This is a genomic window from Gordonia sihwensis (assembly GCF_029632925.1).
Taxonomy (GTDB): Bacteria; Actinomycetota; Actinomycetes; order Mycobacteriales; family Mycobacteriaceae; genus Gordonia; species Gordonia sihwensis.
Genome location: NZ_CP121248.1, coordinates 2,239,224 through 2,262,095 on the forward strand (window position 1 = coordinate 2,239,224; position 22,872 = coordinate 2,262,095).

Below are 22,872 nucleotides of genomic sequence, written 5' to 3' on the forward strand. Positions count from 1 at the left end.
GCACAATCACCGCCGCGAATTCTGGCTTCGCAGGCCGTAGCCCGCCCACGAACACCTTTCTAGTGTTGTCTCTCACAACATCAATGAAAGGTGACCCACGTGACTCCGACCGCGTCGTACTTCCCCTGGGACAATGCCGTTCGAGGCGAGGCACCGTGCATTCGAGACGACCGCCACGAACACTCGTATGCGGCGTTCGCGACTCGGGTCGACGCTTGCGCAGAACAACTCGCCGCACGCGGCGTCGTCGCGGGCGACGTCGTGGCCGCGATGCTGCCGAATCGTGCGGAACTGATCGTGGTGATGGCCGCCGCGTGGCGGCTCGGCGCGACCGCGACGCCGGTCAATCCGGCGTTCACCGACGAGGAGTCCACCCATCAGCTCGACGATGCCGGCGCGAGAGTCGTGGTCGCCGACCGTGCCGTCGGCGACCGGCCCGTCCTCGACGTGGAGGACCTCGCCCTCGAACCGAGTTCCGGGTGGATCGCGCCTGCGGCCCCGCCGCGTGATGCGGTGGCCCTGCTGATCTACACATCCGGGTCCACCGGGCGCCCCAAGGGCGTGCAGCTGACCCACGCCAACCTGCACTTCATGGCGACGTCGATGGTGCGGTTGCTGGAACTGACGGCCGCCGATCACGCCCTCCTCATTCTGCCGCTCTTCCACGTGAACGCGATCTGCGTGTCCGTCCTCTCACCGTTCCTCGCAGGCGCTCAGGTCAGCATCACCGGACGGTTCTCCGTGAGCAGGTTCTTCGACGACGTGCGTCGCCTGCGGCCCACGTACTTCTCCGGTGTCCCCACCGTCTACGCGCTCCTCGCGTCCTCCTCCGACTCCGCCGACGCCGACATGTCCTCGATCCGAGTCGCGATCTGCGGTGCGGCTCCGATCTCGCGAGAGCTCCTCACGCTGGTCCAGTCGCGGTTCGCGTTCCCGATCCTCGAGGGCTACGGACTCACCGAAGCCACATGCGCCAGCGCCTGCAATCCGCTGCGCGGCGAACGCCGGCTCGGCACGGTGGGACCCGCCCTGCCCGGCCAGACGATCGCCGTCGTGGACGCCGAGGGCCGCGCGCTGCCCGCAGGCGAGACGGGCGAGATCGTGATCAGCGGTCCGGCGGTGATGCTCGGCTACCTCGGCCGGCCCGGCGCGACCGCTGACGTCCTCGTCGACGGGCGGCTGCACACCGGTGACGTCGGACGCCTCGACGCCGACGGCTACCTCACCGTGGTCGACCGCATCAAGGACATGATCATCCGCGGCGGCGAGAACCTGTATCCGAAGGAGATCGAGGCGGCGCTCGCGACGCACCCGGACGTCCTCGAGTGCGCCGTCGTCGGCGCACCGGACAGCCTGTACGGAGAAGTGCCCGTCGCCTACGTCGTCCGCCATCCCGGCGCCACCGTGGACTCCCATGAGATCACCGCGCACCTCGCCGGGCGGCTGGCGCGGGTCAAACTCCCCGACGCCGTCCACATCGTCACCGAACTCCCCCGCAACCCGGTCGGCAAGATCGACAAGCCCGCCCTCCGTCGCGGGCTCGTCTCCAGCTGACGCTCTCGCACCCCGACTTCCCGCACGCCGCGCACGCCGCGGCGCGATACCCCCTGTCCGGCGAACACCTGCTCTCCGCTCTCTCCCTACACGATTGGAGTGACCAACCATGGGTCTCACGCAACCCGACTTCCCGCCGGTCGATCCGGCGACCTTCCGCCGGCGACCGCTGCTGGACCGCCTGCGCGTGCTCAGCACGCACTGGGCCGAGTACGGCTTCGGTACGCAGAAGGCGGTTCACCTCATCTACCTCGCCAAAGTCCTCATCCTTTACATCGGTGTCGGCGTCACGATCGCCACGCTGAGCTCGGGCCACTCGCCGCTGGCCGTCTCGGAGTGGTGGAACCAGCCGGTGGTGTATCAGAAGCTGGTCCTCTGGACACTCCTCGTCGAGACGCTGGGCGTCGGCGGCTCGTGGGGACCGCTGGCCGGGCACTTCAAGCCGATGACCGGCGGCGCGCTGTTCTGGCTCCGGCCCCGGACCATCCGGCTGCCACCGTGGCCGGACAGAGTTCCCTTCACCAAGGGTGACTCCCGAACCCTCTTCGACGTCGCGCTCTACGCGGCGATCGTCGTGAACCTCGTCGTGGCACTGTTCCTGCCCACCGTGCACGGGAGCCGGCTCGACGCTCTGGTGCCGGGCAATCACGGTCTCGTGGATCCGGCCGTGCTCTATCCCTACCTCGCGATGATGGTGATCCTGGGGCTGCGGGACAAGGTGCCGTTCATCGCGGCGCGATCAGAGCAGTATCTGCCTGCGGTGGCCTTCTTCGCCTTCCTGCCCTTCGTCGACATGATCCTCGCGCTCAAACTGCTCATCGTGGTGGTGTGGGTCGGTGCCGGCGTCTCGAAGGCCACCTGGGCCTTCGCGCCCGGCGCCGAGGAGAAGCTCAACCGCCACGTGGTGCGCTCCTCGCTCAACACGAAGACGCAGCTCACGGCGACGTTCCCGGACGAGGTCGCCGACGTGGTGATGCACCAGATGCTCGCCTGGCGATCGATGCACAGCCAGGGCCGCGGCCTGCTGTCGCTGATGCAGCGGCATCTCGGCGACGACCGGATGAACACCTACGACCTGCGCGAAGCCGAGTTCTCCTGCAACTCGCTGGTCGCGTTCAACTTCGGTGACGGCCATCTCCACGACACCAAGATGATCGCCGCCCTGCAACGTCGCTGTGGATTCGCACCGGGCGAGTTCACCGTGGTGTGGGCCGAGTCCCAGCCCATCCACCGTGGAACCCAGGACTATCTGATCATCGACGCCGCACTCGGTGTCGTGGAGCGCGGCCGGTGGCGGGTCCGCGACGCGGTGAACGAACAGCCGTGGCTGCCGCACGGCCCGATCCCGGTGGAGGTGACCTGGCGTCGCGAGTTCGCGAGCCCGCATCCGGGCATTGACGCCTATACCAGCGTCGACCAGGCTGAGACCGTGAATCATCAAGCCGGACCCCGCACTTCGACGGAGACGGAGACAGTCGCGAAGACGGACACGCCGGCGGAGACGGATACGCCTGCGGCGGAGACCGTCTGATGTCCACCGCGGTCATCGTCGGCGGCGGGCCCAACGGGCTCGCCGCCGGGCTGCAGCTCGCACGCAACGGCGTGAAGGTCCAGGTGCTCGAAGCCGCGGACACCGTCGGCGGGGGTGCTCGCTCGGCGGAGTCGCTGGTGCCGGGTGTGATCCACGACCTGTGCTCGGCGTTTCATCCGATGGGGGTGGGTTCGCCGTTCTGGAGGGAGATCGATCTCGGCCGCTACGGCTTACGATGGCGCCGGCCCGAGATCGACTGCGCCCATCCCCTCGACTCCGGTGAGACCGCGCTGCTGTTCCGGTCGATCACCGAGACCGCGGACGGGCTGGGCGCCGACGGGCGCCGTTGGCGCGCCGTCCTCGGGGATCTCGCCAGGAACTTCGACGATCTCGGACACGATCTGCTGCGGCCGATCGCCCATGCACCCGTCCACCCGTTCGAACTCGCGGCCTTCGGCCCGCGGGCGCTGCTCCCGGTGTCAGTGATGGCCAGGCTGTTTCGCACCCCCGCCGGGCGTGCACTCTACGGCGGCATCGCCGCCCACGTGTACACCGACTTCGACCGACCGCTGACCGCCTCGCTGGGCTTGATGATCGCTGCGAGCGGGCACCGATACGGCTGGCCGGTGGCCGAAGGCGGCTCCGGCTCCATCATCGCCGCGGTCACGGCCGCCCTGGCCGATCACGGCGGCACGATCGAGACCGGTGTCACCATCACGTCCCGCGATCAGATCCCCGCCGCCGATGTCGTGCTGCTCGACCTCTCTCCCGCACAGGCCGAACGGCTCTACGGCGATCGGATGCCGCCGCGTATCCGGCGCGCTTACCGCAGGCACCGGGTCGGTGCCGCCGCGTTCAAGGTCGATTTCGCGATTCGCGGCGACATCCCGTGGCGCGATAAGGACTGCGGACGTGCGGGCACGGTCCATCTGGGCGGGACCTTCGAGGAGATCAGGCGCGCCGAGAAGCTCCGTGACCGGGGAGTCCTGCCCGACCGGCCGTTCGTCCTGGTCGGACAGCAATACATCGCCGATCCGACGCGCAGTTCGGCGGGGATCAATCCGATCTGGTCGTACGCGCACGTTCCGGCCGGTTACTCCGGCGACGCGACGCAGCAAGTGATCTCGCAGATCGAGCGGTTCGCGCCCGGATTCCGCGACACCATTGTGGACATGAAGACCACGACGGTCCCCCAGATGGCCGCGTACAACCGGAATTACGCCGAAGGCGACATCATGGGCGGGGCCAATGACGGCCTGCAGCTCCTGTTTCGTCCCAGGGCAGCGTTGGATCCGTACTCGACCGGAGTGGACGGGGTGTTCCTGTGCTCGCAGTCCACACCGCCCGGCCCCGGCGTCCACGGTCTGTGCGGCTATCACGCGGCCGAGTCGGCGTTGCGGCATCTGCGACGGGCGGGCGACGGGCGACGACGGTGACCGAGATCGTCCGTGCCCGGGCCGCGGAGGTCGGCCGAGCGCTCGGCGCCGGACACCTGGCACTCTCGGACGTCGTCGCCGAGGCACTGGCGCGCGGGATCGAACCGCTCGACACCGATCCGGTGCTGGTCGAGATGCTCGAGGCCAGTGTCCACGCCAACGTGACCAACATCGTTCACATCCTGACCAACGACATTCCGCTGGCTCATCTGCAGCCGCCGACCGCGGCCGTCGAATACGCGCTGCGTCTGGCTCAGCGCGACATTCCGTCGAACGCGCTGGTCCGGGCCTACCACATGGGCCAGAACCTGGTTCAGCAGCGCTGCTACCGACTCATCGCCGACCAGCACCTGGGTGCGGCCGAGACCGTCGAGCTCACCGAGTACGTCTCGACCGTGCTGTATCGCTACATCGACTGGATCACCGCCGCGGTGTTCGAAGTGTACGAGGACGAACGGCGCAGGTGGATCGGGACGCAGGGCACCGTTCTGTCCTCGACGGTGCACAATCTCCTCGCGGCTCCCGAAGCCGGCGCGGCCACATTCGAACGCGAGACCGGCTACCGCCTCGATCGGGTGCATCGCGCGATCATCCTGTGGCTCACCGAACGCGCGTCCCTGGAACTGGCGGACCTCGATCGGGTGGCGCGCCGAGTCTTCGCCGGAATCGGGTCGGCGGGACCGGCGCTCATCGCTCCGGTCGACGCCTCCACCCTCTGGGCGTGGGTGTTCCTGGCGGACCGTGCGCGCGGCGCGGACGCCGTCGCCGCCCTGCGGACCGCCTCACTGCCGGAGGGTGTGCGGATGGCGTTCGGCGACGCTGCGCCGGGGACCGCCGGATTCTGCCGGAGTCACGAGCAGTCGCGCGCCGCATTCACCGTCGCGCATCTGCCGGACAGCCCGACCGGCCAGGTGACCGGCTTCGGGGATCGCGGGATCGCGCTGGCGGCGATGCTGGAACGCGACATCGAGCACACCCGGCCGTGGGTCCGCGAAGTCCTCGGCGACCTCGCGGAAGACAGCCCGTCGGCCGCGTCGCTGCGGGAAACCCCGGCCGTCTTTCTCGCGACGGGCGACAGTCACGTGCGGACCGCCGAACGGCTCAGCCTCCACCGGAACAGCGTCAAGTACCGCATCGACAAGGCGCTGGCGACCGTCGGGCCGGACCACGACCGGCTAGACGTGGGGTTGGCGCTGACCGCGTGCGAGTTCCTCGGCCCGATGGTGCTCATCGCACGATGACGCCGTTCCGCACCGCCGGCCGTCCGTCGCTGTGACAAGCTGGGCGCATGGCCGATCTGCATCCGCCCAAGCGCGAGGTCTTCGACGTCCCCGCGATGACGAACACCGATAACAAGGGCGTCGTGCGCGAGGTGCTCGACTACCGCGTCACCGACTTCGGGCTGTACATGTCGCGCACCGCCGACCATCCGCGCTTCACTCATCTGGAGAGCTGGCTGCTGCCGTCTCTCGGACTGCGCGCCAACATCTTCCACTTCGTGGCCGGCCACCGCCCGGGACAACGCCTGTATCTCGATATCGGCGAGTTCTCCGGTCCCGACGAGGCGGGCCGCTGGCACGCGGTCGACTGGTATCTGGATCTCGTAGACGTTCCGGGCGAACCGCTCGCGCTGATCGACGTGGACGAATTGTTCGACGCGCATGCCGCCGGGTTCCTGACCACCGCACAGGCCGAAGACGCCGTGCGGATCGCGACGACGGCGCTGATCGGCGCGACGACCTCGGGAGATGTGCAGTCGTGGCTCGACGCGCAGGCGGGTACACCACTCGAATGGCTCGATCGAGCCTGATCGCCGGTATCGGACGAACGTGTGACAGACTCCCCTACGGTTCTCATCTGCCTCACAGGAAGTCCGCCGTCGATGACGCCTCCGACCCCGCCCCACCAGCCCGAGCCGGCCGGCCAACAACCTGCGCCGTATCCGCAGCCCGGACCCCAGCCTCAACCGTATCCTCAGTACGGACAGCCTTACCCGCAGCCGCAAGCGCCCGTCGGCGGGTTCGCTCCCGTCCCCGGCACGCCGGGCTATCCGCCGCCGCCGAAGAAGAACGGGATCCGACGCGTCGTCATCGTCGCCGTCATCCTCCTCGCAGTGGTGATCGCCGGAGCCGTAGCTGCGACGATCCTGAAGGACAAGGACAGCGGGACGAGCGTCGACTCGAGCCCCATCGGTTCGTGCATCACGGTGGACGGATCGACCACCGATGTGACGACCGCCGCCATCGACTGCGCCGACACGAGCTCGGTCTCGTACATCGTCGGCGCCAAACTGGACTCCCAGGCGGCATGCGAAGCCGGCCACTACAACTACTACGTGTACGAATACGGCACCGGCGCAGCAGACAAGGTGATGTGCCTGATCCCGAACTACCGGGTGGGCACGTGCTACGAGGAATCGACCATCTCGATCGGCGCCGACCTCAAGACCGTCGCCTGTTCGACGCCCTCGTCGAGCCTGACCGCCCGATACAAGATCACCGAGCGCGCCGAGTCCGCGAACGTGCCGAACTGCACCGATTCCGAGAAGCAGAAGGCGTTCACCTACGAGGTGCAGACCGATCCGGCGCGCCGGATCGGCTTCTGCGCCGAGATTCAGGGCGACGGGTACGGCTGGAAGTAGCCCGTCCCGGCACCGGCCTCATCCGACCGATCGCGCACCCGCACTCATCCGCGGATGATGCCGGCGATCAGTCGGGTGAGGCCGAACTCGTACGCGTGGTCGGCGTTTCCCGGGCCGGCGAACTCCTCGCCCACGGCGGTGCCGACCCGGGACGAGATCGGATACCGCCCCTCGGGCATCGCATCGGCGAGCAATGGCCCGGCCGTCTCCCACCACTGTTCGTCGGTCATTCCCGAGTTCGCGTACGTCACCATCTGGTCGATCCGCGAGCGGGCATTGCCGATGGCGAAGGCTCGCAGCGAAGCAATCACCGCGTCCAGCTCCACATCGCCGAAGTGCTTCCCCGACCTGGCCCCGGCCGCCGCGACGGCGGAAAGCTGGACCTCGTATCTATGCGAGGAGCCCGGTCCCGGGACCGGGCGCCACGCAGGGACGTCGAGCAGCCACGGATGCCGGAGGATCTCGTCACGGTACTGATCGGCAACCGCCCGCAGCACTGCGTCGATAGTCGCGCTCGTGTCGATCGCGGTGTCTTCGACCGCCACCGCGTCGATCATCAGAGCCAGCAGAATCTCCCGGTTCGGCACATACGTGTAGAGCCCCATCGGCTTGAGTCCGACGTCCGCGGCGAGCACCCGCATCGACAGCTGCGCCAGCCCGTTCGCATCGGCGATCGCCACCGCCGCCCGCACCACCGCCTCGACGGTGGTGCGCTGCCGCGGTCCCGGCCGGACCTGAACATCACTCGGTGCCCGCCACAGCAGTTCGACGGTGCGCCGCACGTTCTCGGTCTCGTCCGCCATCCTCGACAATCCTCTCCGTAAGGCGTACGGTATCAGTTCCGTACATCGTACGTCATCCCCACAGTTTCTCGGAGGAGACATTCTGACCAGGCAGAACGTACCCCTGCACGCCACCTATCTGACCGACCGGCATGCGTTCGCCCTGTGGGCGCCTTCGGTGTCCGCAGGGCGAACGCATACCCTTCGCATTCCGCTGCCCTCCGGGCACGGGCCCACGGCAGGCCTCGTCCCCTCGAACGTCGCCTGCCGGATCGTCGACGCCGACCACCTGCCCGCCTGCCAGACCCCGTCGGCGCAGGCCTGGTCGCGCATCGCTGCCGACCCGGACGCGGACGTCGAGTTGCCTCCCGCCGCGCACGCGGTCCTGAACGCGACCGGTGACGCCGCGACCTCGGCCGCCTACGCTCGTGCGGTCTTCGTCGACACCCTCGCCGCGGCCGAGTCGCTCCGGCCCCTGCTCACCGCGGACCTGCGCGCCTACCAGCTGCGGGGCGTCACCTGGCTCGCCGAGGTATGCGCGGAGGGCGGTGGAATCCTCGCCGACGAGATGGGGCTGGGCAAGACGTTGCAGACCATCGCCCACCTGGCCCGCGCCGACCACGGGCCGGCGCTGGTGGTGTGTCCCACCGGCCTCGTGACGAACTGGATTCGCGAGATACGCCGCTGGACTCCCGGTCTGGAGGCCGCCGACTTCCGCGGCGGCGAACTGCCACCGCCCGGCGACCGCACCGTTGTCGTGACCGGGTATCCCACCCTTCGCCGTCACACCGGCGCACTCGCGGCCGTGAGATGGGCCACCGCCGTATTCGACGAAGCGCAGGCGCTCAAGAACAGCCGGACCCAGGTCTCGCGCGCCGCGCGGGCGATCACCGCCGACGCACGGATCGCGCTCACCGGGACGCCGATCGAGAACAATCTCGACGAACTCTGGTCGGTGCTGAACCTGGTCGCGCCCAGCGCCTTCGGCAACCGCGCGCTCTTCCGCCGCCGCTACACGCTGCCGATCCAGAACGGCTCGGCCACGGCCAAGCACCGTCTGCACGATGCGATCTCGGGACACGTTCTGCGACGCACCAAGAGCGAGGTCGCCGCTAACCTCGGACCCAAGATCGAGACGGACGTGCAGTGCGACCTCACCGAGGAACAGGGCAGGATCTACGACGCGATCCTCGACCGCGCCGAGGCAGAGGGATTCGGAGCCGGGATGGCGCGACGCGGCGCGATCCTGGCGGCCCTGACCCGGCTCAAGCAGGTCTGCAATCATCCGGGTCTGATCGCTTCCGGACCGGTCACCGGTCGTGTGGAGGGTCGTTCGGGAAAGCTCGACGTCGCCGCGGAGATCGTCGGTACCAACGTCGAGAACGGTTCGCCCACCGTCGTGTTCACGCAGTACCGCCAGACCGGTGAACTGCTCGCCGCTCATTTCGGCGACCTCCTCGGAACGCGGGTTCCCTTCCTGCACGGCGGGCTCACGCGGACTGAACGCGACCGGATCGTCGACGAGTATCAGTCGGGCGCGGGTTGCGGCGTTCTCGTCGCGAGCCTCAAGGCCGCCGGCACCGGTCTCACCCTCACCCGCGCGGCCGACGTCGTTCACTTCGATCGATGGTGGAACCCCGCGGTCGAAGCTCAGGCGACCGACCGGGTGCACCGGATCGGCCAGGATCGCATCGTCACCGTCACCACGCTGACCACGGCCGGAACGCTGGAGGAGCACATCGCCACGATGCACCGGAAGAAGGCCGCGCTGGACCTCGACGCCGACGCCGGCGCGCTCGCGGTTCTCACCGAGCTCTCCGACGAACGGCTGATCGAAGTCCTGCGCCGGAACCGAGAGGAGACCGCATGAGTACCAGTAGCACAGAGTTCGGATTCACCGTCTGGGGCCGGGACTTCCTCCGGATCGCGGAGCCGACCCACGTCACCAGGCCGGAGCCCGCCCTGCCGAGAGCGAGGCGCATGGCGCGCAATGCGATGAACGACGTGCACGTGGAGGGACGTCTGATCCGCGGCACCGTCGTCGCAGGCGATGCGGCGTCCGTCGCGTATCTCGAGTTCGCTCCGATGGGACGGGACGCGGCGCGTGCGGTCGCTGACCTGGTCGGTGCCACACCCGGCCCATCCGCGTTGACCGACGAGGTCCACGCCGCACTCGGCCCGCGACCGCCGGAACTCGCAGTGGTCGACTGCTCGTGTCGCGCGCGGTCACCGCGCTGCGTGCACGTCCTCGCGCTGCTCTACGAGACGATTCGCCTGGTCGACGAGGATCCCCGGCTGGCGTTGTCGCTGCGAGGCTTCGGCGACGCTCTCGACGGCGAGGTGCCTGCGGACGACCGCATCGGCCCGTGGACGCCGCTGTCCGCACTGGATCCGGCGACGTTCTACGGGTGAGGCGCGGCCCCGCCGGTCGCGTGGCGGATCGGTTCACGATTGCGCGACACCGGTCAGGAGGCGTAGCGGGCGATCCAGCCGGGTCCGTAGCCGGTCGAGCCGACCGAGTAGAGAACGCGCCCGACTTGCTGCCAACCGGCATCCCGGTCTGCCGGGTCGATGGTCCACCGCCTGCTTCCGTTCTCGCCGTCGAACGCCGTCAGTCGTGGAGCATTGGGCCGCTGGTGCTCAGCCGGGTCGCCGGCGAACAGCAGTCGCCGACCGTCGAACCCGAACAGCCATGCCCCGAAGTTCGACGTGACGGTTCCACCGGACTCGCCGGTGGCCGCATCGATGAGCCGCCAGGTCTCCGAGTACGCATCGCCGGGCCCGAACTCGCTCGTTCCGACCGCCACGTGTCGTTCGTCGAGGGCGCGGACCTTTGCGATGCCGTCGCCCGTGACCGCTCGGGTCCAGCGCAGCGCGCCCGTGTCAGCGGTGACGACGCCGACCTTGCGCCCGGAGACGACGGGGATCGACTCGGGGTCGACGAGCTGGCCGTCGCGCACGACATCGTCATCATCGGCGAGCCACCACCCGACCAGCCGACCGGTCTGCCGCCCGGTCTCGTCGTACGTCACGGTCACCGGACTCCCGCCCGCCGGGTTGACCGCGAATCCACCTTCATAGAGCAAGTAGTTCGGTCTCGACGGCTGCCCGACGATCGACGTGCACACCATCATTCCGGTGACCTCGTCCGGCGCGCCACAGCTCGGGGCCATCGACGTCGGTTCACGGTGGACCAGGGTGCCGGTGTCGGCCCGGTAGAAGGAGACGGCACCGTCGTCGGACTCCATCACGATCACCCTGGAGCCGATCACCGACCGCACGGTGCGCTCTCCGGTCGACCCGTTGACCGACCACGAACGCTGCCCCGTCGGCCCGAATCGCGTGATCAACGGTCTCCGGTCCACGGTGGCAGGACCCCTGTCGGGGACCGGGCCCTCCTCGCGGAGTCCGACGCCTGAATCCCTGGGCACCGCAACGACGAATCCGTCATCGACCGACACGATGCTGGGCGTCCCGTGGACGCGGACGGTCTGCACGACGCGCTCGGCACCCGAGCTCAGGTCGAAGAAGGAGACACGAGCCACGACGTCGCCGCTCACTCGGACGTTCTTCGTACATGCCAGCGTCGGGCCGTCTCCGACGGCGCAGTCGGCCCAGTGACCCGCCTCGCGTCGACTCCACAGCACCTTCCCCGACTGCACGTCGACCGCCGCCAACGTCGTCGTACGCGCGTACGGCTCGGCAGCGCCGACGACCACCACCACATCATCCGACTGCGCCTTGATCGAGATCGATGCACGTTCGTCGGCCGGTTCGTCAGCTCCCAGGACGTCTTCCGCAGTCAGCTTCCACCGTTCACCCGGCGCCGACGGCATGGACTGCAGCGCAATCGGTCCCGGCCCGTACTCGAGATCGTCGTCTCCGCGCGGCCACAACACGACGCCGACCACGACCACCTCGACGATCATCAGGAGAACCACGACGACGGGCAGAACACTCCGATGCGACAGTGGCGGCATATCGCCGATTCAACCATCACGCCGTACGTTGCGGTGACCGATGGTCTGACACACTGGGACTCGTGATCAGAGTGGGACTCACCGGCGGCATCGGCGCCGGCAAATCGACGGTTGCCAAGACCTTCATCGAACACGGCGCGTATCACGTCGACGCCGACCGCATCGCCCGCGAGGTGGTGGAGCCCGGCACGCCGGGTCTGGCTCAGCTCGTCGACGCCTTCGGACCGGAGATCCTCGACGCCGACGGCGCTCTCGACCGTCCGGCCCTCGCGGCGCGTGCATTCGTCGACGACGACAGTCGCAAGCTCCTGAACTCGATCACGCATCCATTGATCGGCGCGCGGACCCAGGAGCTCACCGACGCGGCGCCCGCCGACGCGATCATCCTTCACGACGTCCCGCTCCTCGTCGAAGGGAACATGGCGCCGTTCTATCACGTGGTCGCCGTGGTGCACGCGGATGCGGACGTCCGGCTGGACCGCCTGGTGAATCTGCGCGGCATGGATCCCGAAGACGCGCGGTCCCGAATCGCGGCGCAGGCGACGGACGACCAGCGTCGAGACGTCGCCGACATCTGGCTCGACAACTCGGGGACCCCGGACGAGCTCGCGGCTCAGGCTCTGCGCGTCTGGAACGAGCGATTGATTCCGTTGCGCGACAACGTCGCCGGCCGCGTCTGTGCCGAGCTGCCGACACGGCCACAGGAGTACGACCCTTGGTGGGCCGTATTGGGACGCCGCGTCGTGAACCGCGTATGGGCGCTGGTCGGGGCCGGAGCGACGGCGGTCGAGCACGTCGGCCCGACCGCCGTCGTCGGGCAGTCGGCGCCACCGGTGATCGATATCCGGGTGACGGTCGCCGACCTCGGATCCGCGGATTCGCTCGCGGACGCACTCGCCGACGGCGGGTTCCCGCGGCTGTCGTCGTCCGAGGACGAACGCCTGCACGCCAGCGCCGATCCGGCGCGTCCGGTCCGCGTGCACGTGCGTCCGGTAGCGCCGTCGGCGTAGCGGTTCGCGTGGCGGACGTCAGACTCCGGTCGCCCGTCGAATCAGCGCCGACGACGCCAGACAGGGGCCGGTATCCGCTCGGCACGACGAAGCCCGCGCAGTCGGTGACCGCGCGGGCTTCGTCGAATTGAGCGAGATGCTAGGCGACCTCGCCGTCGCGCTCCGCCACCAGAGTGAGGGCGATGTCGACGATCATGTCCTCCTGGCCACCGACCAGACGCCGTTCACCGCACACGGTGAGGATGTCGCGCACGTCGAGGTCGTACCGTTTGGCCGCGGCCTCGGCGTGACGCAGGAACGACGAGTACACGCCGGCGTATCCGAGCGTGAGCGTCTCGCGGTCGACGCGGACCGGGCGGTCCTGCAGTGGCCGGACGATGTCGTCGGCCGCGTCCTCCAGCTTGTTCAGGTCGCAGCGGTGCTCGAAGCCCGACAGATTCGCGACGGCGACGAAGGGCTCGATCGGGCAGTTGCCCGCTCCGGCACCGTGGCCGGCCAGCGAGGCGTCGACGCGGTAGACGCCGTTCTCGACCGCGACCACCGAGTTGGCGACCGACAGCGAGAGGTTCTCGTGAGCGTGGATGCCGATCTCGGTCTCCGGATTCAGCACGGCCCGGTAGGCCTTCACTCGCGCGACCACGTCGTTCATCGTCAGGCGTCCGCCCGAATCGGTGATGTACACGCAGCGCGCGCCGTAGCTCTCCATCAGCTTGGCCTGCTCCGCCAGCTTCTCGGGGGTCGACATGTGCGAGAGCATCAGGAAGCCCGAGACGTCCATGCCGATCTCCCGCGCCGCGGCGATGTGCTGTGCGGAGACGTCGGCCTCGGTGCAGTGCGTCGCGATGCGGACCGACCGGACGCCGAGATCCCATGCGTGCTTCAGTTCCTCGACAGTGCCCACGCCCGGCAGCAGCAGAGTGGTGAGCCGTGCGTTCTTCAGAACACTCGCCGCGGCCTCGATCCACTCCCAGTCGGTGTTGGAACCGGGCCCGTAGTTCACCGAGCCGCCCGCCAGACCGTCGCCGTGCGCAACCTCGATGGCGTCGACGCCGGCCTCGTCGAGCGCAGAGACGATGCGCTTGACGTCGTCGGTGCTGATCTGATGGCGGATGGCATGCATGCCGTCACGCAGCGTGACGTCCTGGACGAAGATGGGGGTGCTCATGCGTTGGACTCCTTCAGCGCTGCGATCCGCTCCGCGTACTGCAGGCCCGCGGACGTCATGATGTCGAGGTTCCCGGCATAGGCCGGCAGATAGTGCGCGGCACCCTCGACTTCGAGGAAGACCGACACCTGGTGGGTGGGAGCCGACTCCGGCTCCTGGGTCATCAGCGTCTGAACCGGCGACCCCTCGGCGATCGGGTTGATCTGTACCTTCTGCTTCAGTCGGTACCCCGGGACGTATGCGGAGACGTCCGCGACCATCTTCTCGACCGAATTGCGGATCCGCTCCTGAGTGTCCAGGTCCGGCGCATCGACCAGCGCATACACGGTGTCGCGCATGATCAGCGGCGGCTCGGCCGGGTTCAGGATGATGATGGCCTTGCCGTTGCGGGCCCCGCCGACCTGCTCGATGGCCGCCGACGTGGTCTCGGTGAACTCGTCGATGTTGGCGCGGGTGCCGGGTCCGGCCGACTTGGACGCGATGGACGCGACGATCTCGGCGTAGGCGACCGGCGCCACGCGGGACACCGCGGCGACGATCGGGATGGTCGCCTGCCCGCCGCAGGTCACCATGTTGACGTTCTGCGCATCGAGATGGTCGCCGATGTTCACCGCCGGCACCACGTACGGTCCGATGGCCGCCGGCGTCAGGTCGATCAACCGCTTGCCCAGCGGCTGCAGGATCGACGCATTGTGCTCGTGGGCTTTGGCCGAGGTGGCGTCGAAGACGATCTCGATCTCGTCGAAGTTCGGCATCGCGACGAGACCCTCGACGCCTTCGTGCGTGGTGGGCACGCCGAGGCGCTGGGCGCGGGCCAGGCCGTCGGAGTCGGGATCGATGCCGACCATCGCACCCATCTCGAGGTGCTTGGCGGTCCGCAGCACCTTGATCATCAGATCGGTCCCGATGTTGCCGGAGCCGATGATGGCGACCTTCGTCTTGCCGCCTGACGTCTTACTCATGGGAGTTCCCTTCACTGAAACGGGCTTTCACCGATCCGAGGCCGTCGATCACGACGGTCACCTCGTCTCCGGGTTGAATCGGGCGCATGGGGCCGAGCGCTCCGGACAGGATCACCTGACCCGCGCGCAGGGGTTCGCCGAAGTCGCGGGCGGCCCGGGCCAACCAGGCGACGGCGTTGAGCGGGTCTCCGAGGCAGGCCGCGCCCTCACCGGTCGAGACCTCCTCGCCGTTGATGAGCATCGACATGCCGACGTCGACGGGACGGAACTCGTCGAGCGTCCTGCGGTCGGTGCCGAGGACGTAGACCCCCGAGGAGGCGTTGTCGGCGACCGTGTCGGCGAATGCGATGTCCCAGCCGTCGATGCGGCTGTCGCAGACCTCCAGTGCGGCGACTCCGTAGTCGATCGCATCGCGGATCTGTTCGATGTCGAGCGGACCGTCGGCGAGATCCTTCTTCAAGACGAAGGCGACCTCCGCCTCGGCCTTGGGCTGCAGCAGCCGGTCGATCGGAACCACCTCGCCGTCGCCGTACGCCATGTCGTCGAAGAGGACGCCGAAGTCGGGCTGGTCGACGCCCATCTGGTCTTGAACGGCGGCAGAGGTGAGGCCGATCTTGCGGCCGACGATCGTCGCGCCGCCGGACACCCGGCCCGCGGTCAGCCGTTCCTGGACGCGGTAGGCCGCGGCCAGATCCGTGGGTCCGATCAGGTCGCGCACCGGAGTGCACGCCTGTCTGGTCTGGAGGGCGGTGAGCAGCCGCTGCGCGGCCTGGTCTTCGGCGACCGGATTCTGCGCCGGTTCGCGTTCGGTGGTCTCGATCATGGTGACCATGCTCACCGCTGCGCCGCCCGAAGAGAAGAGCGTCGTCTCGCTGAGCGAGACGGAGGCGGTAGTGTCGTCCGCATGGCCAGAACGACGCCCTCGAAACCGTCGGATCCGGGCGACGGCGAGCACGCCGTGGACCGCGCCACCGTCGTCGGCAAAGTGGTGACCATCCTCCGGGCCTTCACTGTCGACGACAACGAACTGAGCCTCGCCGAACTGGTGCGCCGCACCGGTCTGCACAAGGCGACGGTGCATCGGCTGGCCGGTGAACTCGTCGGGGTCCGGCTCCTCGACCGGACCGACGACGGGTACCGACTGTCCGGCGGCCTGTTCGAACTCGGGATGCTCGCGTCGGTGGAACGCAGTCTGCTGGAGATCGCGATGCCCTTCCTCCAGGACCTCTACGGGCGAACCCGGGAGACCGTGCACCTGGGTGTCCTCGACGGCCACGAGGTGGTCTACGTGGCGAAGATCGGCGGTCACCGTCAGGCCAGCGCGCCCTCGCGCACAGGCGGCCGGATGCCGTTGCACTGCACGGGGATCGGCAAGGCACTCTTGGCGCACTCGGATCCCGCTCTGCAGCAGAGCGTCCTCGCCGGACCGCTCCCCCGCCGCACCCCGCGAACGATCGTCGCGCCGGGCATCCTGGCGCGCCAACTCGATGCCATCCGCGAATCCGGAGCGGCCTTCGAGTACGAGGAGTCGGCTCCCGGCATCGCGTGCGTCGCGGCGCCGATCCTGGACGTCGCGAACAACACCGTGGTGGCCGCGGTCAGCGTGACCGGTCCGCTCACGCGGTACCGACCCGAGGCGCACACCGACGCGGTCCGCGCCGCAGCGACCGGGATCGCGTCCACCCTCGACCGTCGACGCACGCTGCGTTGACGAGGCGGGGCGGCCGATCGAATCGGCCGCCCCGCCTCGTCGCCGGAGTGTCGCGAGTCGTCACACGGTCGCACCTTCGGCGGCCGCCTCAGCGGGTTCCGGCTCCGGCACCCGAGAGAACAGCACCACCGCGCACACCAGGCTGAGCAGGCAGACAACGGCGAGATACGCAGTGACGCCGGCGGCGCCACCGGACTCCCCGACCAGCGCCGAAGAGACGATCGGTGCCAGTCCCCCGCCCAGAATCGCGCCGACCTGCAGGATCAGCGAAGTTCCCGAGTAGCGGACGGCGGCCGGGAAGGTGTCGGCGATGATCGCGCCCTGGACGCTGTGCGTGATCGGCACGATGAGGCCCATTCCGAGGAATGCCGCGGCGGTGATCACCGCACTGCCCGTGCCGAGCATCGGCAGGAAGACCAGACACCAGATCAGCAGCGCGACCGACCCTCCGACGAACATGGAGCGCCGGCCGCTGCGGTCGGCGATCCGAGTCCAGAACGGGATGGTCGCGAACCAGATCACGGCCGCGACCGAGACGCAGACGATGAGGAAGGAACGGCTGTAATCGAGGTGTTCGGTGCCGTACGAGAGGGTGAAGACCATGAACACGTAGGCCACCGCCGAGTTCGCGATCATCACGCCGAGCGTCAGTGCCATCCGCCCGACACCCACGCGCATCGCCTCTCGCAGCGGGAACCGCTCGACGGCCCGGTGACTGACGACCCGGCTGAACGAGGGCGACTCCTCGACGTGCAGGCGGATCACCAGACCGATCACCACAAGCACCGCGCTGAGCAGGAACGGGATCCGCCAGCCCCACGCGTCGAAGGCTCCGGACGGCATCACCGCATTGGTGGTCAGGAAGACGACGTTCGCCAGGACCAGTCCGGCGGGAGTGCCCATCTGCGGGAAACCCGCGTAGAGGTTCCGCTTGCCTGCGGGCGCGTGCTCCATCGACATCAGCGTGGCGCCGGCACCCTCGCCGCCGAGACCGAGCCCCTGGACCACGCGAAGCAGCACCAGCAGGACCGGCGCCCACACTCCGATGGACCCGTAGTTGGGCACCACGCCGATCAGCGTCGAGGCCGCACCCATCATCAGGAGCGAGACGATGAGCGTGTTCCGCCGTCCGACCCGATCGCCGAAGTGACCGAAGACGAGCCCACCGAGCGGACGCGCGACGAAGCCGACGGCGAACGTGCTGAAGGCCGCGAGCGTGCCGGCGGCGGGACTCAGGGACGGGAAGAACTGTTTGTTGAAGATCAATGCGGCAGCTGTGCCGTAGAGGAAGAAGTCGTACCACTCGAGAGTGGTGCCGACGAGCATCGCCGAGGCGACCCGGCGTCGCGCCTGCTGATCGCTCAGCGCCTTGTCGGAGGATCGGGTGAACATCGATATCGGCCTTTCATAGGTGTGAGGTGACGACGCCGACGAACGCTCAGTAATCGGGGTCACATTCAGAAGACGGCATACGGCGGCGCGTGAGAAATGCCTTTCGCCGCGGTACCGATGCCCCCGCGGGCATAGGGATGGAGCGGGCCGTCGGCGCACCACCCGGCGGCCGGACACCGCCCGGCTCCGGTGCGGGGAGACTCAGAGTCCCAGGAAGCGCTCGGCGTTCCCGTGTGTGATCAGCGATCGGGTGGTCGAATCCAGGAATTCGCTCTTTCGCACCACTTCGCCGACCGGCCGCTCTCCGAGCGGATAGGGGTAGTCGCTGCCCACCAGCACCCGGTCGCGCCCGATCGTGTCGACCAGCAACCGCAACGCGCGTTCGTCGAAGACCACCGAATCGACGTAGAACCGTCCGAGATAGTGAGACGGCGGATATTCGGAGGTGCCGATGACATCGTGGCGCCGATGCCAGGCGTTCTCCATCCGACCGAGCCAGAAGGCGAACGAGCCGCCGCCGTGCGCGAAGGCGATCTTGAGCCGCTCGTCCACTCGGTCGAAGGTGCCGCCGAGGATCATCGCCAGAATCGACAGATGCGACTCAGCGGGCATCCCCACCAGCCATCGCGCCATCCAACGGTCCAGTCGCGGCGATCCCGCCATGTCCCAGGGGTGAACGAAGACGGGGACGTCGCGGTCGGCGCAGTGCTGCAGAAAGGTGACGACGCCTTCGTCGTCCAGATCACGATCGCCGACGTGGTTGCCGATCTCGACGCCGCGGTGCCCGTTGGCGAGGCACCGGTCGAGTTCCTCGCATGCGAGATCGGGATCCTGCAGCGGCACCTGACAGAACGGGATCATCCGTTCGCCGGCCGCGTCGACGATCTCGAGTGCCAGATCGTTGAACACCGCGGAGATCCGCGCGGCCTGTTCACCGGTCCTCGCGTAATTGAAGAACACCGGCGTCGGCGAGACCACCTGGGTCGCCACCCCGTCCGCGTCCATATCGCGCAGGCGCACCTCCGGATCCCACGCGTCGGACTGGATCCGGCGGAACTCGACGTCGCCGGTCATCATCATCGCCTCGCGTTCGGACTCCACACGCAGCCACGGCGCTTCGGGACCGGCGACGTCGCGCAGGTCGGGCCATCCCTTCGGCACATAGTGGGTGTGGACGTCGATGATGTCGCTCACTTCAGCCCTTCCCCGGATGGAGGGCGCCGCATTCACGGCAGGTCCTGGCCTGCTCATCGGAACCGAAGGAGTCGAAGACCGGAGGCATGTCCTCGACGAGGTCGCGCACCTGCAACTCCACCTCGTGCAGCTTGGTGTGGCATTCCAGGCAATACCACTGGAACTTCTCCAGCGTGCCCTCCTTGCGGACCCGCTCGATCACCAGACCGATCGAATCGGGGTCGGGCCGCTGCGGCGAATGCGGAATGTTCGCAGGCATCAGCCACGTCTCCCCTTCCCGGACATCGACCCGTCGCGGCCCGTCCTCGGTCATCAGGTTGACGTGGATGTCGCCGCGGAGCTGGTAGAACCACTCCTCCTACGGCTCGTAGTGGTAGTCGTAGCGCTCGTTGGGGCCGCCGACCACCTGAATGATGAAGTCGTCTCCGAGCGCCATCATCTGGTTGTTCACCGGCGGCTTGAGCAGATGGCGGTTGTCGTCGATCCAGCGCTGGAAATCGATGACGGGCGGAATGGTCGTCATGGGAACTCCTGGGGTTGTGAGTGGGTGGCCGAGTCACGGCCGCCGGCGATGTGCGATCGCCTGGATCTCGATGAGCAGGTGCGGATGCGGGAGCTGGTGCACGGCGACGGTGGTCCGCGTGGGACCGTTCTCGTCGAAGTACTCGCCGTAGACGCGGTTGTAGGCGCCGAAATCGTTCATCGACACGAGGTAGGCCGTGACCTGACAGAGGTCGTCGAGTCCGGCGCCGACCTCGGCGAGGATGTCGCGGATGTTCTCGATCACCGCTCGCGTCTGCGCCTCGATGTCGAGGGAGGCGGTGCCCATCTCGTCGACCTCGACGCCGACGAACGTGTTGTCCGGACGGCGCGAGCTGGTGCCGGAGACGAAGATCAGATCGCCGACCGTCTTCACGTGCGGGAATCGTCCTCGAGGGGTGGCTTTTCCGCTGACGACGAGCGCCTTGGCGCCGGCGGCGCTCATCGGCGGGCCGCCTCTCCGACTGCCGTGAAGGACACCGTTCCGAGTCCTTCGACGGTGCACTGCACGTCCGTGCCGTCGGGCGTGGAGGCGGTGAGCGGCAGCGCGGCGGTCGCTGCGCCGGCGAGTATCACGTGGCCGGCCTCGAGCGGAATGCGCCGCCGCCGGCACATGTCGAGGAGCGCGAGCAGGGCCTGAGCCGGATCGCCGAGGATCGCGGCGGTGGAACCGTGCACCGAGTCGGCGCCGACGCGCAGGGTCACGTCGAGGTCCGCCGCGTCGCACAGCGGCGACCACTCCCCGATCGCATATCCGGCCGCCGAGGTGTTGTCGGCCACCACGTCGGCGTAGGTGAAGGCGAAGTCCAGATAACGCGAGTCGATGACCTCCACCGCCGGAGCGACCGCCGAGACCGCGTCGAGGATGTCCTCGTTCGGGTCGTCGAGGCGCACATCGCGCGAGAGCAGATACGCCACCTCCGGCTCCGCCTTCGGGTGGATGAACTTACCGAGGTCCACCGTGCCGCCGTTCGCGACGGTCATCGCGTCGGTGAGCCGGCCCACGATGACGTCGGAAACGCCCATCTGCGCCATCTTGGCCTTGCTGGTGAACCCGAGTTTCACTCCGAGCACGCTCTCGCCGCGCGCCGTTCGCAGCCCGATCAGTTCTTCCTGCACCCGATATGCGAGGTCGACGTCGAAGGCGATGCCGACCGCGGGATCGCGTTCGATGCTCGGGGTCTCTCGACATCCGGTCTGGGCGTGGTCGAGACGGCCGGCCAGCGCGGCCGCCTCGTCGTCGGTGGTGTGCATATGCGGTCCTTTCGCTTCGGACGGAGGTGTGGTGGTCACAGTTGCAGGCAGACGTTGGTCGGTTCGGTGTAGAAGTGCAGCGAGGATTCTCCGCCCTCGCGGCCGATGCCGGAGAGCCCGACGCCGCCGAACGGGGCTCGCAGATCACGCAGGTACCAGGTGTTGACCCACGAGAGCCCGACGTTCATCCGCGCGGCGACGCGGTGACCGCGACGCAGATCGTCGGTCCAGACAACCGACGCGAGCCCGTACTCGGTGTCGTTGGCGAGTGCGATCGCCTCCTCCTCGGTGTCGAACGGGACCAGACCGGCCACCGGGCCGAAGATCTCCTCGCGCATCACGCGACTGCTGTTGTCGACGCCCGTCCACAGCGTCGGCGCGATCCACGAACCCCCGTCGAGGTGCTCTCCCACGTCCGGGACCCGGCCCCCGCACACCACATCGGCGCCTTCCGCGCGGGCGAGGTCGAAGTAGCTCAGGACCTTCCTTCGGTGCTTCTCTGAGATGAGCGGGCCGGTCGTCGTCGCCTCGTCGAACGGATCTCCCAGCCGCAGCGAGCCGGCCTCGGTCGCCAGGCCGGCCACCACCTCGTCGAAGATCCGCCGCTGAACGTATACGCGCTCGGTGCACAGACACACCTGGCCGGTGTTGGTGAAGATCGACCGGCTCAGTCCCTTGACCGCCTCGTCGACGTCCGCGTCATCGAAGACGATCGCCGCGTTCTTGCCGCCGAGCTCCAGCGAGACCGGCCGCACCCGCGGCGCCACCGTCCGCATGACGTGACTGCCGGTGGCCGACGATCCGGTGAAGGTGACACCGTCGATTCCGGGATGCTCGGTCAGGAACGCCCCGGCCGAATCGGCGCCGAAACCGTGGACCACGTTGTACACACCGCGCGGCAGGCCGGCTTCCGCGAGCACTTCGGCCAGCAGTGAGGCGGTGGCGGGAGTGTCCTCGCTCGGCTTCACCACCACCGCGTTCCCGCAGGCGAGCGCCGGTGCGACTTTCCAGGTGAGGAGCAGGAGCGGGAGGTTCCAGGGGACGATGATCGCGATCACGCCGAGCGGTTTGCGGACCGTGTAGTTCAGGGCTCGGCGACCGTCGGCGGTGTCGGTCCGGTACGACTGCTCGCCGGCGCTCGACACCAGGTCGGCGTACGCGCGGAAGTTCATCGGAGCGCGGGCGACGTCGAGGGCACGCGCCTGTGTCACCGGCTTGCCGGTGTCGGCGAGCTCTGCGGCGATGAAGTCGTCGAAGCGCTGTTCGATCAGGTCGGCGGCACGACGGAGGATCCGGGCCCGATCTGCGACCGGTCGGTCGGCCCAGCCGGCGGCCAGCGCGCGTCGCGCCGAGCCGACGGCACGGTCGACGATCTCGGCTCCGGCCTCGTGAACCCTGGCGTACGCGGTGCCGGTGGCGGGGTCGACCGCGTCGAACGCCGACGCCGGATCGGGGTCGAGGAATGCGCCGTCGACGTAGTTGCGAATCCATTCGGGGTGGGGTGCGGTCATGAATCCACTGTGATCCGCATCGCCATGTGGTTCAAATACCTAGCGGAATCACTCATATACCGAAATAGTCATAACGGAGATGGTCACAACCGCCGACCGGAGTGCCGGTCGTCATAGCAGAAATGGCATAGTCGGGTACGTGTTCGGTATTAGACGGGTATGAGTTGCGTGCCAGACCCTGGAGACGATTCGTTGCCGTTCGAAGGAGC

At 68.3% G+C, this 22,872-nt stretch carries 20 protein-coding genes and 1 pseudogene; 10 read left to right on the top strand and 11 right to left on the bottom strand.

Annotated features, from left to right (window positions below):
• Window positions 1-99: 99 nt before the first annotated feature.
• The 6 genes from P5P27_RS10740 to P5P27_RS10765 all read left to right on the top strand — a co-directional run bounded on the left by P5P27_RS10740 (window position 100) and on the right by P5P27_RS10765 (window position 7,162).
• Window positions 100-1,554, top strand: coding sequence for a class I adenylate-forming enzyme family protein (locus P5P27_RS10740; RefSeq protein WP_278123912.1), 1,455 nt, complete (start codon window positions 100-102; stop codon window positions 1,552-1,554).
• Window positions 1,555-1,663: 109 nt separating this feature from the next.
• The gene (locus P5P27_RS10745; protein WP_222111410.1) at window positions 1,664-3,085 is read left to right on the top strand and encodes a DUF3556 domain-containing protein; all 1,422 of its coding nucleotides are present in this window, start codon (window positions 1,664-1,666) and stop codon (window positions 3,083-3,085) included.
• Window positions 3,085-4,521, top strand: a complete 1,437-nt coding sequence (locus P5P27_RS10750) for a phytoene desaturase family protein (RefSeq protein WP_006895443.1) — start codon at window positions 3,085-3,087, stop codon at window positions 4,519-4,521. The genes P5P27_RS10745 and P5P27_RS10750 overlap by 1 nt, the downstream gene beginning before the upstream one ends.
• Complete coding sequence (locus P5P27_RS10755) at window positions 4,518-5,762, top strand: PucR family transcriptional regulator (RefSeq protein WP_045536806.1); 1,245 nt, start codon at window positions 4,518-4,520, stop codon at window positions 5,760-5,762. The genes P5P27_RS10750 and P5P27_RS10755 overlap by 4 nt, the downstream gene beginning before the upstream one ends.
• Window positions 5,763-5,809: 47 nt before the next feature.
• A complete protein-coding gene (locus tag P5P27_RS10760) occupies window positions 5,810-6,331 on the top strand; it encodes a ribonuclease FAU-1 family protein (protein WP_006895441.1) in 522 nt (173 codons plus the stop codon).
• 72 nt (window positions 6,332-6,403) lie between these two features.
• A complete protein-coding gene (locus P5P27_RS10765) occupies window positions 6,404-7,162 on the top strand; it encodes an LppU/SCO3897 family protein (protein ID WP_278123917.1) in 759 nt (252 codons plus the stop codon).
• A 44-nt stretch (window positions 7,163-7,206) separates the two neighbouring features.
• Here the strand turns inward: P5P27_RS10765 and P5P27_RS10770 are convergent, their stop codons facing one another.
• Complete coding sequence (locus P5P27_RS10770; protein ID WP_278123919.1) at window positions 7,207-7,965, bottom strand: TetR/AcrR family transcriptional regulator C-terminal domain-containing protein; 759 nt, start codon at window positions 7,963-7,965, stop codon at window positions 7,207-7,209.
• A gap of 157 nt (window positions 7,966-8,122) precedes the next feature.
• Here P5P27_RS10770 and P5P27_RS10775 point away from each other — a divergent pair, with 157 nt between their 5' ends.
• Window positions 8,123-9,814: a DEAD/DEAH box helicase gene (locus P5P27_RS10775; RefSeq protein ID WP_278123921.1), complete on the top strand. Its 1,692-nt coding sequence runs from the start codon at window positions 8,123-8,125 to the stop codon at window positions 9,812-9,814.
• Window positions 9,811-10,356 carry an SWIM zinc finger family protein gene (locus tag P5P27_RS10780; protein WP_006895437.1) on the top strand — a complete coding sequence of 182 codons (546 nt, stop codon included), beginning with the start codon at window positions 9,811-9,813 and terminating at the stop codon, window positions 10,354-10,356. The genes P5P27_RS10775 and P5P27_RS10780 overlap by 4 nt, the downstream gene beginning before the upstream one ends.
• 53 nt (window positions 10,357-10,409) lie before the next feature.
• Here P5P27_RS10780 and P5P27_RS10785 read toward each other — a convergent pair whose 3' ends face one another.
• Window positions 10,410-11,924, bottom strand: coding sequence for a hypothetical protein (locus P5P27_RS10785; RefSeq protein ID WP_278123924.1), 1,515 nt, complete (start codon window positions 11,922-11,924; stop codon window positions 10,410-10,412).
• 62 nt (window positions 11,925-11,986) lie between these two features.
• Between P5P27_RS10785 and coaE the strand changes: the two genes are divergently transcribed.
• Window positions 11,987-12,934: a dephospho-CoA kinase gene (gene coaE, locus P5P27_RS10790; RefSeq protein WP_197078043.1), complete on the top strand. Its 948-nt coding sequence runs from the start codon at window positions 11,987-11,989 to the stop codon at window positions 12,932-12,934.
• 139 nt (window positions 12,935-13,073) lie between these two features.
• On the opposite strand, the gene dmpG is transcribed toward coaE, so the two are convergent.
• The 3 genes from dmpG to P5P27_RS10805 are packed head-to-tail and all read right to left on the bottom strand — an operon-like array spanning window position 13,074 to window position 15,893.
• The gene (gene dmpG / locus P5P27_RS10795; RefSeq protein ID WP_222111415.1) at window positions 13,074-14,099 is read right to left on the bottom strand and encodes a 4-hydroxy-2-oxovalerate aldolase; all 1,026 of its coding nucleotides are present in this window, start codon (window positions 14,097-14,099) and stop codon (window positions 13,074-13,076) included.
• On the bottom strand, window positions 14,096-15,061 hold the full coding sequence (locus P5P27_RS10800) for an acetaldehyde dehydrogenase (acetylating) (RefSeq protein ID WP_006895433.1): 966 nt from the start codon (window positions 15,059-15,061) through the stop codon (window positions 14,096-14,098). The genes dmpG and P5P27_RS10800 overlap by 4 nt, the downstream gene beginning before the upstream one ends.
• On the bottom strand, window positions 15,054-15,893 hold the full coding sequence (locus tag P5P27_RS10805) for a 2-keto-4-pentenoate hydratase (RefSeq protein WP_222111416.1): 840 nt from the start codon (window positions 15,891-15,893) through the stop codon (window positions 15,054-15,056). Before P5P27_RS10805 ends, P5P27_RS10800 begins: the two co-directional genes overlap by 8 nt.
• Window positions 15,894-15,965: 72 nt before the next feature.
• Here P5P27_RS10805 and P5P27_RS10810 point away from each other — a divergent pair, with 72 nt between their 5' ends.
• Window positions 15,966-16,772, top strand: coding sequence for an IclR family transcriptional regulator (locus tag P5P27_RS10810; RefSeq protein ID WP_045536798.1), 807 nt, complete (start codon window positions 15,966-15,968; stop codon window positions 16,770-16,772).
• Window positions 16,773-16,832: 60 nt separating this feature from the next.
• Here the strand turns inward: P5P27_RS10810 and P5P27_RS10815 are convergent, their stop codons facing one another.
• From P5P27_RS10815 to P5P27_RS10840, 6 genes and pseudogenes are all read right to left on the bottom strand, one after another.
• Complete coding sequence (locus tag P5P27_RS10815; RefSeq protein WP_222111851.1) at window positions 16,833-18,164, bottom strand: MFS transporter; 1,332 nt, start codon at window positions 18,162-18,164, stop codon at window positions 16,833-16,835.
• A 201-nt stretch (window positions 18,165-18,365) separates the two neighbouring features.
• Complete coding sequence (locus P5P27_RS10820) at window positions 18,366-19,358, bottom strand: amidohydrolase family protein (RefSeq protein ID WP_006895427.1); 993 nt, start codon at window positions 19,356-19,358, stop codon at window positions 18,366-18,368.
• Between the two features lies 1 nt (window position 19,359).
• Window positions 19,360-19,881: pseudogene (locus tag P5P27_RS10825) on the bottom strand (3-hydroxyanthranilate 3,4-dioxygenase).
• Between the two features lie 33 nt (window positions 19,882-19,914).
• Complete coding sequence (locus P5P27_RS10830) at window positions 19,915-20,343, bottom strand: RidA family protein (RefSeq protein WP_222111397.1); 429 nt, start codon at window positions 20,341-20,343, stop codon at window positions 19,915-19,917.
• Window positions 20,340-21,152 carry a 2-keto-4-pentenoate hydratase gene (locus P5P27_RS10835; RefSeq protein WP_222111396.1) on the bottom strand — a complete coding sequence of 271 codons (813 nt, stop codon included), beginning with the start codon at window positions 21,150-21,152 and terminating at the stop codon, window positions 20,340-20,342. Before P5P27_RS10835 ends, P5P27_RS10830 begins: the two co-directional genes overlap by 4 nt.
• Window positions 21,153-21,187: 35 nt before the next feature.
• Window positions 21,188-22,663: a 2-hydroxymuconic semialdehyde dehydrogenase gene (locus P5P27_RS10840; RefSeq protein WP_222111395.1), complete on the bottom strand. Its 1,476-nt coding sequence runs from the start codon at window positions 22,661-22,663 to the stop codon at window positions 21,188-21,190.
• Window positions 22,664-22,872: the final 209 nt, after the last annotated feature.

Coding starts and splice junctions, on each gene's coding strand:
- P5P27_RS10810 (WP_045536798.1), top strand. CDS start 15,966: ATGGCCAGAACGACGCCCTCGAAACCGTCGGATCCGGGCGACGGCGAG.
- P5P27_RS10760 (WP_006895441.1), top strand. CDS start 5,810: ATGGCCGATCTGCATCCGCCCAAGCGCGAGGTCTTCGACGTCCCCGCG.
- P5P27_RS10830 (WP_222111397.1), bottom strand. CDS start 20,343: ATGAGCGCCGCCGGCGCCAAGGCGCTCGTCGTCAGCGGAAAAGCCACC.
- P5P27_RS10750 (WP_006895443.1), top strand. CDS start 3,085: ATGTCCACCGCGGTCATCGTCGGCGGCGGGCCCAACGGGCTCGCCGCC.
- dmpG (WP_222111415.1), bottom strand. CDS start 14,099: ATGAGCACCCCCATCTTCGTCCAGGACGTCACGCTGCGTGACGGCATG.
- P5P27_RS10840 (WP_222111395.1), bottom strand. CDS start 22,663: ATGACCGCACCCCACCCCGAATGGATTCGCAACTACGTCGACGGCGCA.
- P5P27_RS10805 (WP_222111416.1), bottom strand. CDS start 15,893: ATGGTCACCATGATCGAGACCACCGAACGCGAACCGGCGCAGAATCCG.
- P5P27_RS10745 (WP_222111410.1), top strand. CDS start 1,664: ATGGGTCTCACGCAACCCGACTTCCCGCCGGTCGATCCGGCGACCTTC.
- P5P27_RS10785 (WP_278123924.1), bottom strand. CDS start 11,924: ATGCCGCCACTGTCGCATCGGAGTGTTCTGCCCGTCGTCGTGGTTCTC.
- P5P27_RS10800 (WP_006895433.1), bottom strand. CDS start 15,061: ATGAGTAAGACGTCAGGCGGCAAGACGAAGGTCGCCATCATCGGCTCC.
- P5P27_RS10765 (WP_278123917.1), top strand. CDS start 6,404: ATGACGCCTCCGACCCCGCCCCACCAGCCCGAGCCGGCCGGCCAACAA.
- P5P27_RS10780 (WP_006895437.1), top strand. CDS start 9,811: ATGAGTACCAGTAGCACAGAGTTCGGATTCACCGTCTGGGGCCGGGAC.
- P5P27_RS10770 (WP_278123919.1), bottom strand. CDS start 7,965: ATGGCGGACGAGACCGAGAACGTGCGGCGCACCGTCGAACTGCTGTGG.
- P5P27_RS10835 (WP_222111396.1), bottom strand. CDS start 21,152: ATGCACACCACCGACGACGAGGCGGCCGCGCTGGCCGGCCGTCTCGAC.
- P5P27_RS10815 (WP_222111851.1), bottom strand. CDS start 18,164: ATGTTCACCCGATCCTCCGACAAGGCGCTGAGCGATCAGCAGGCGCGA.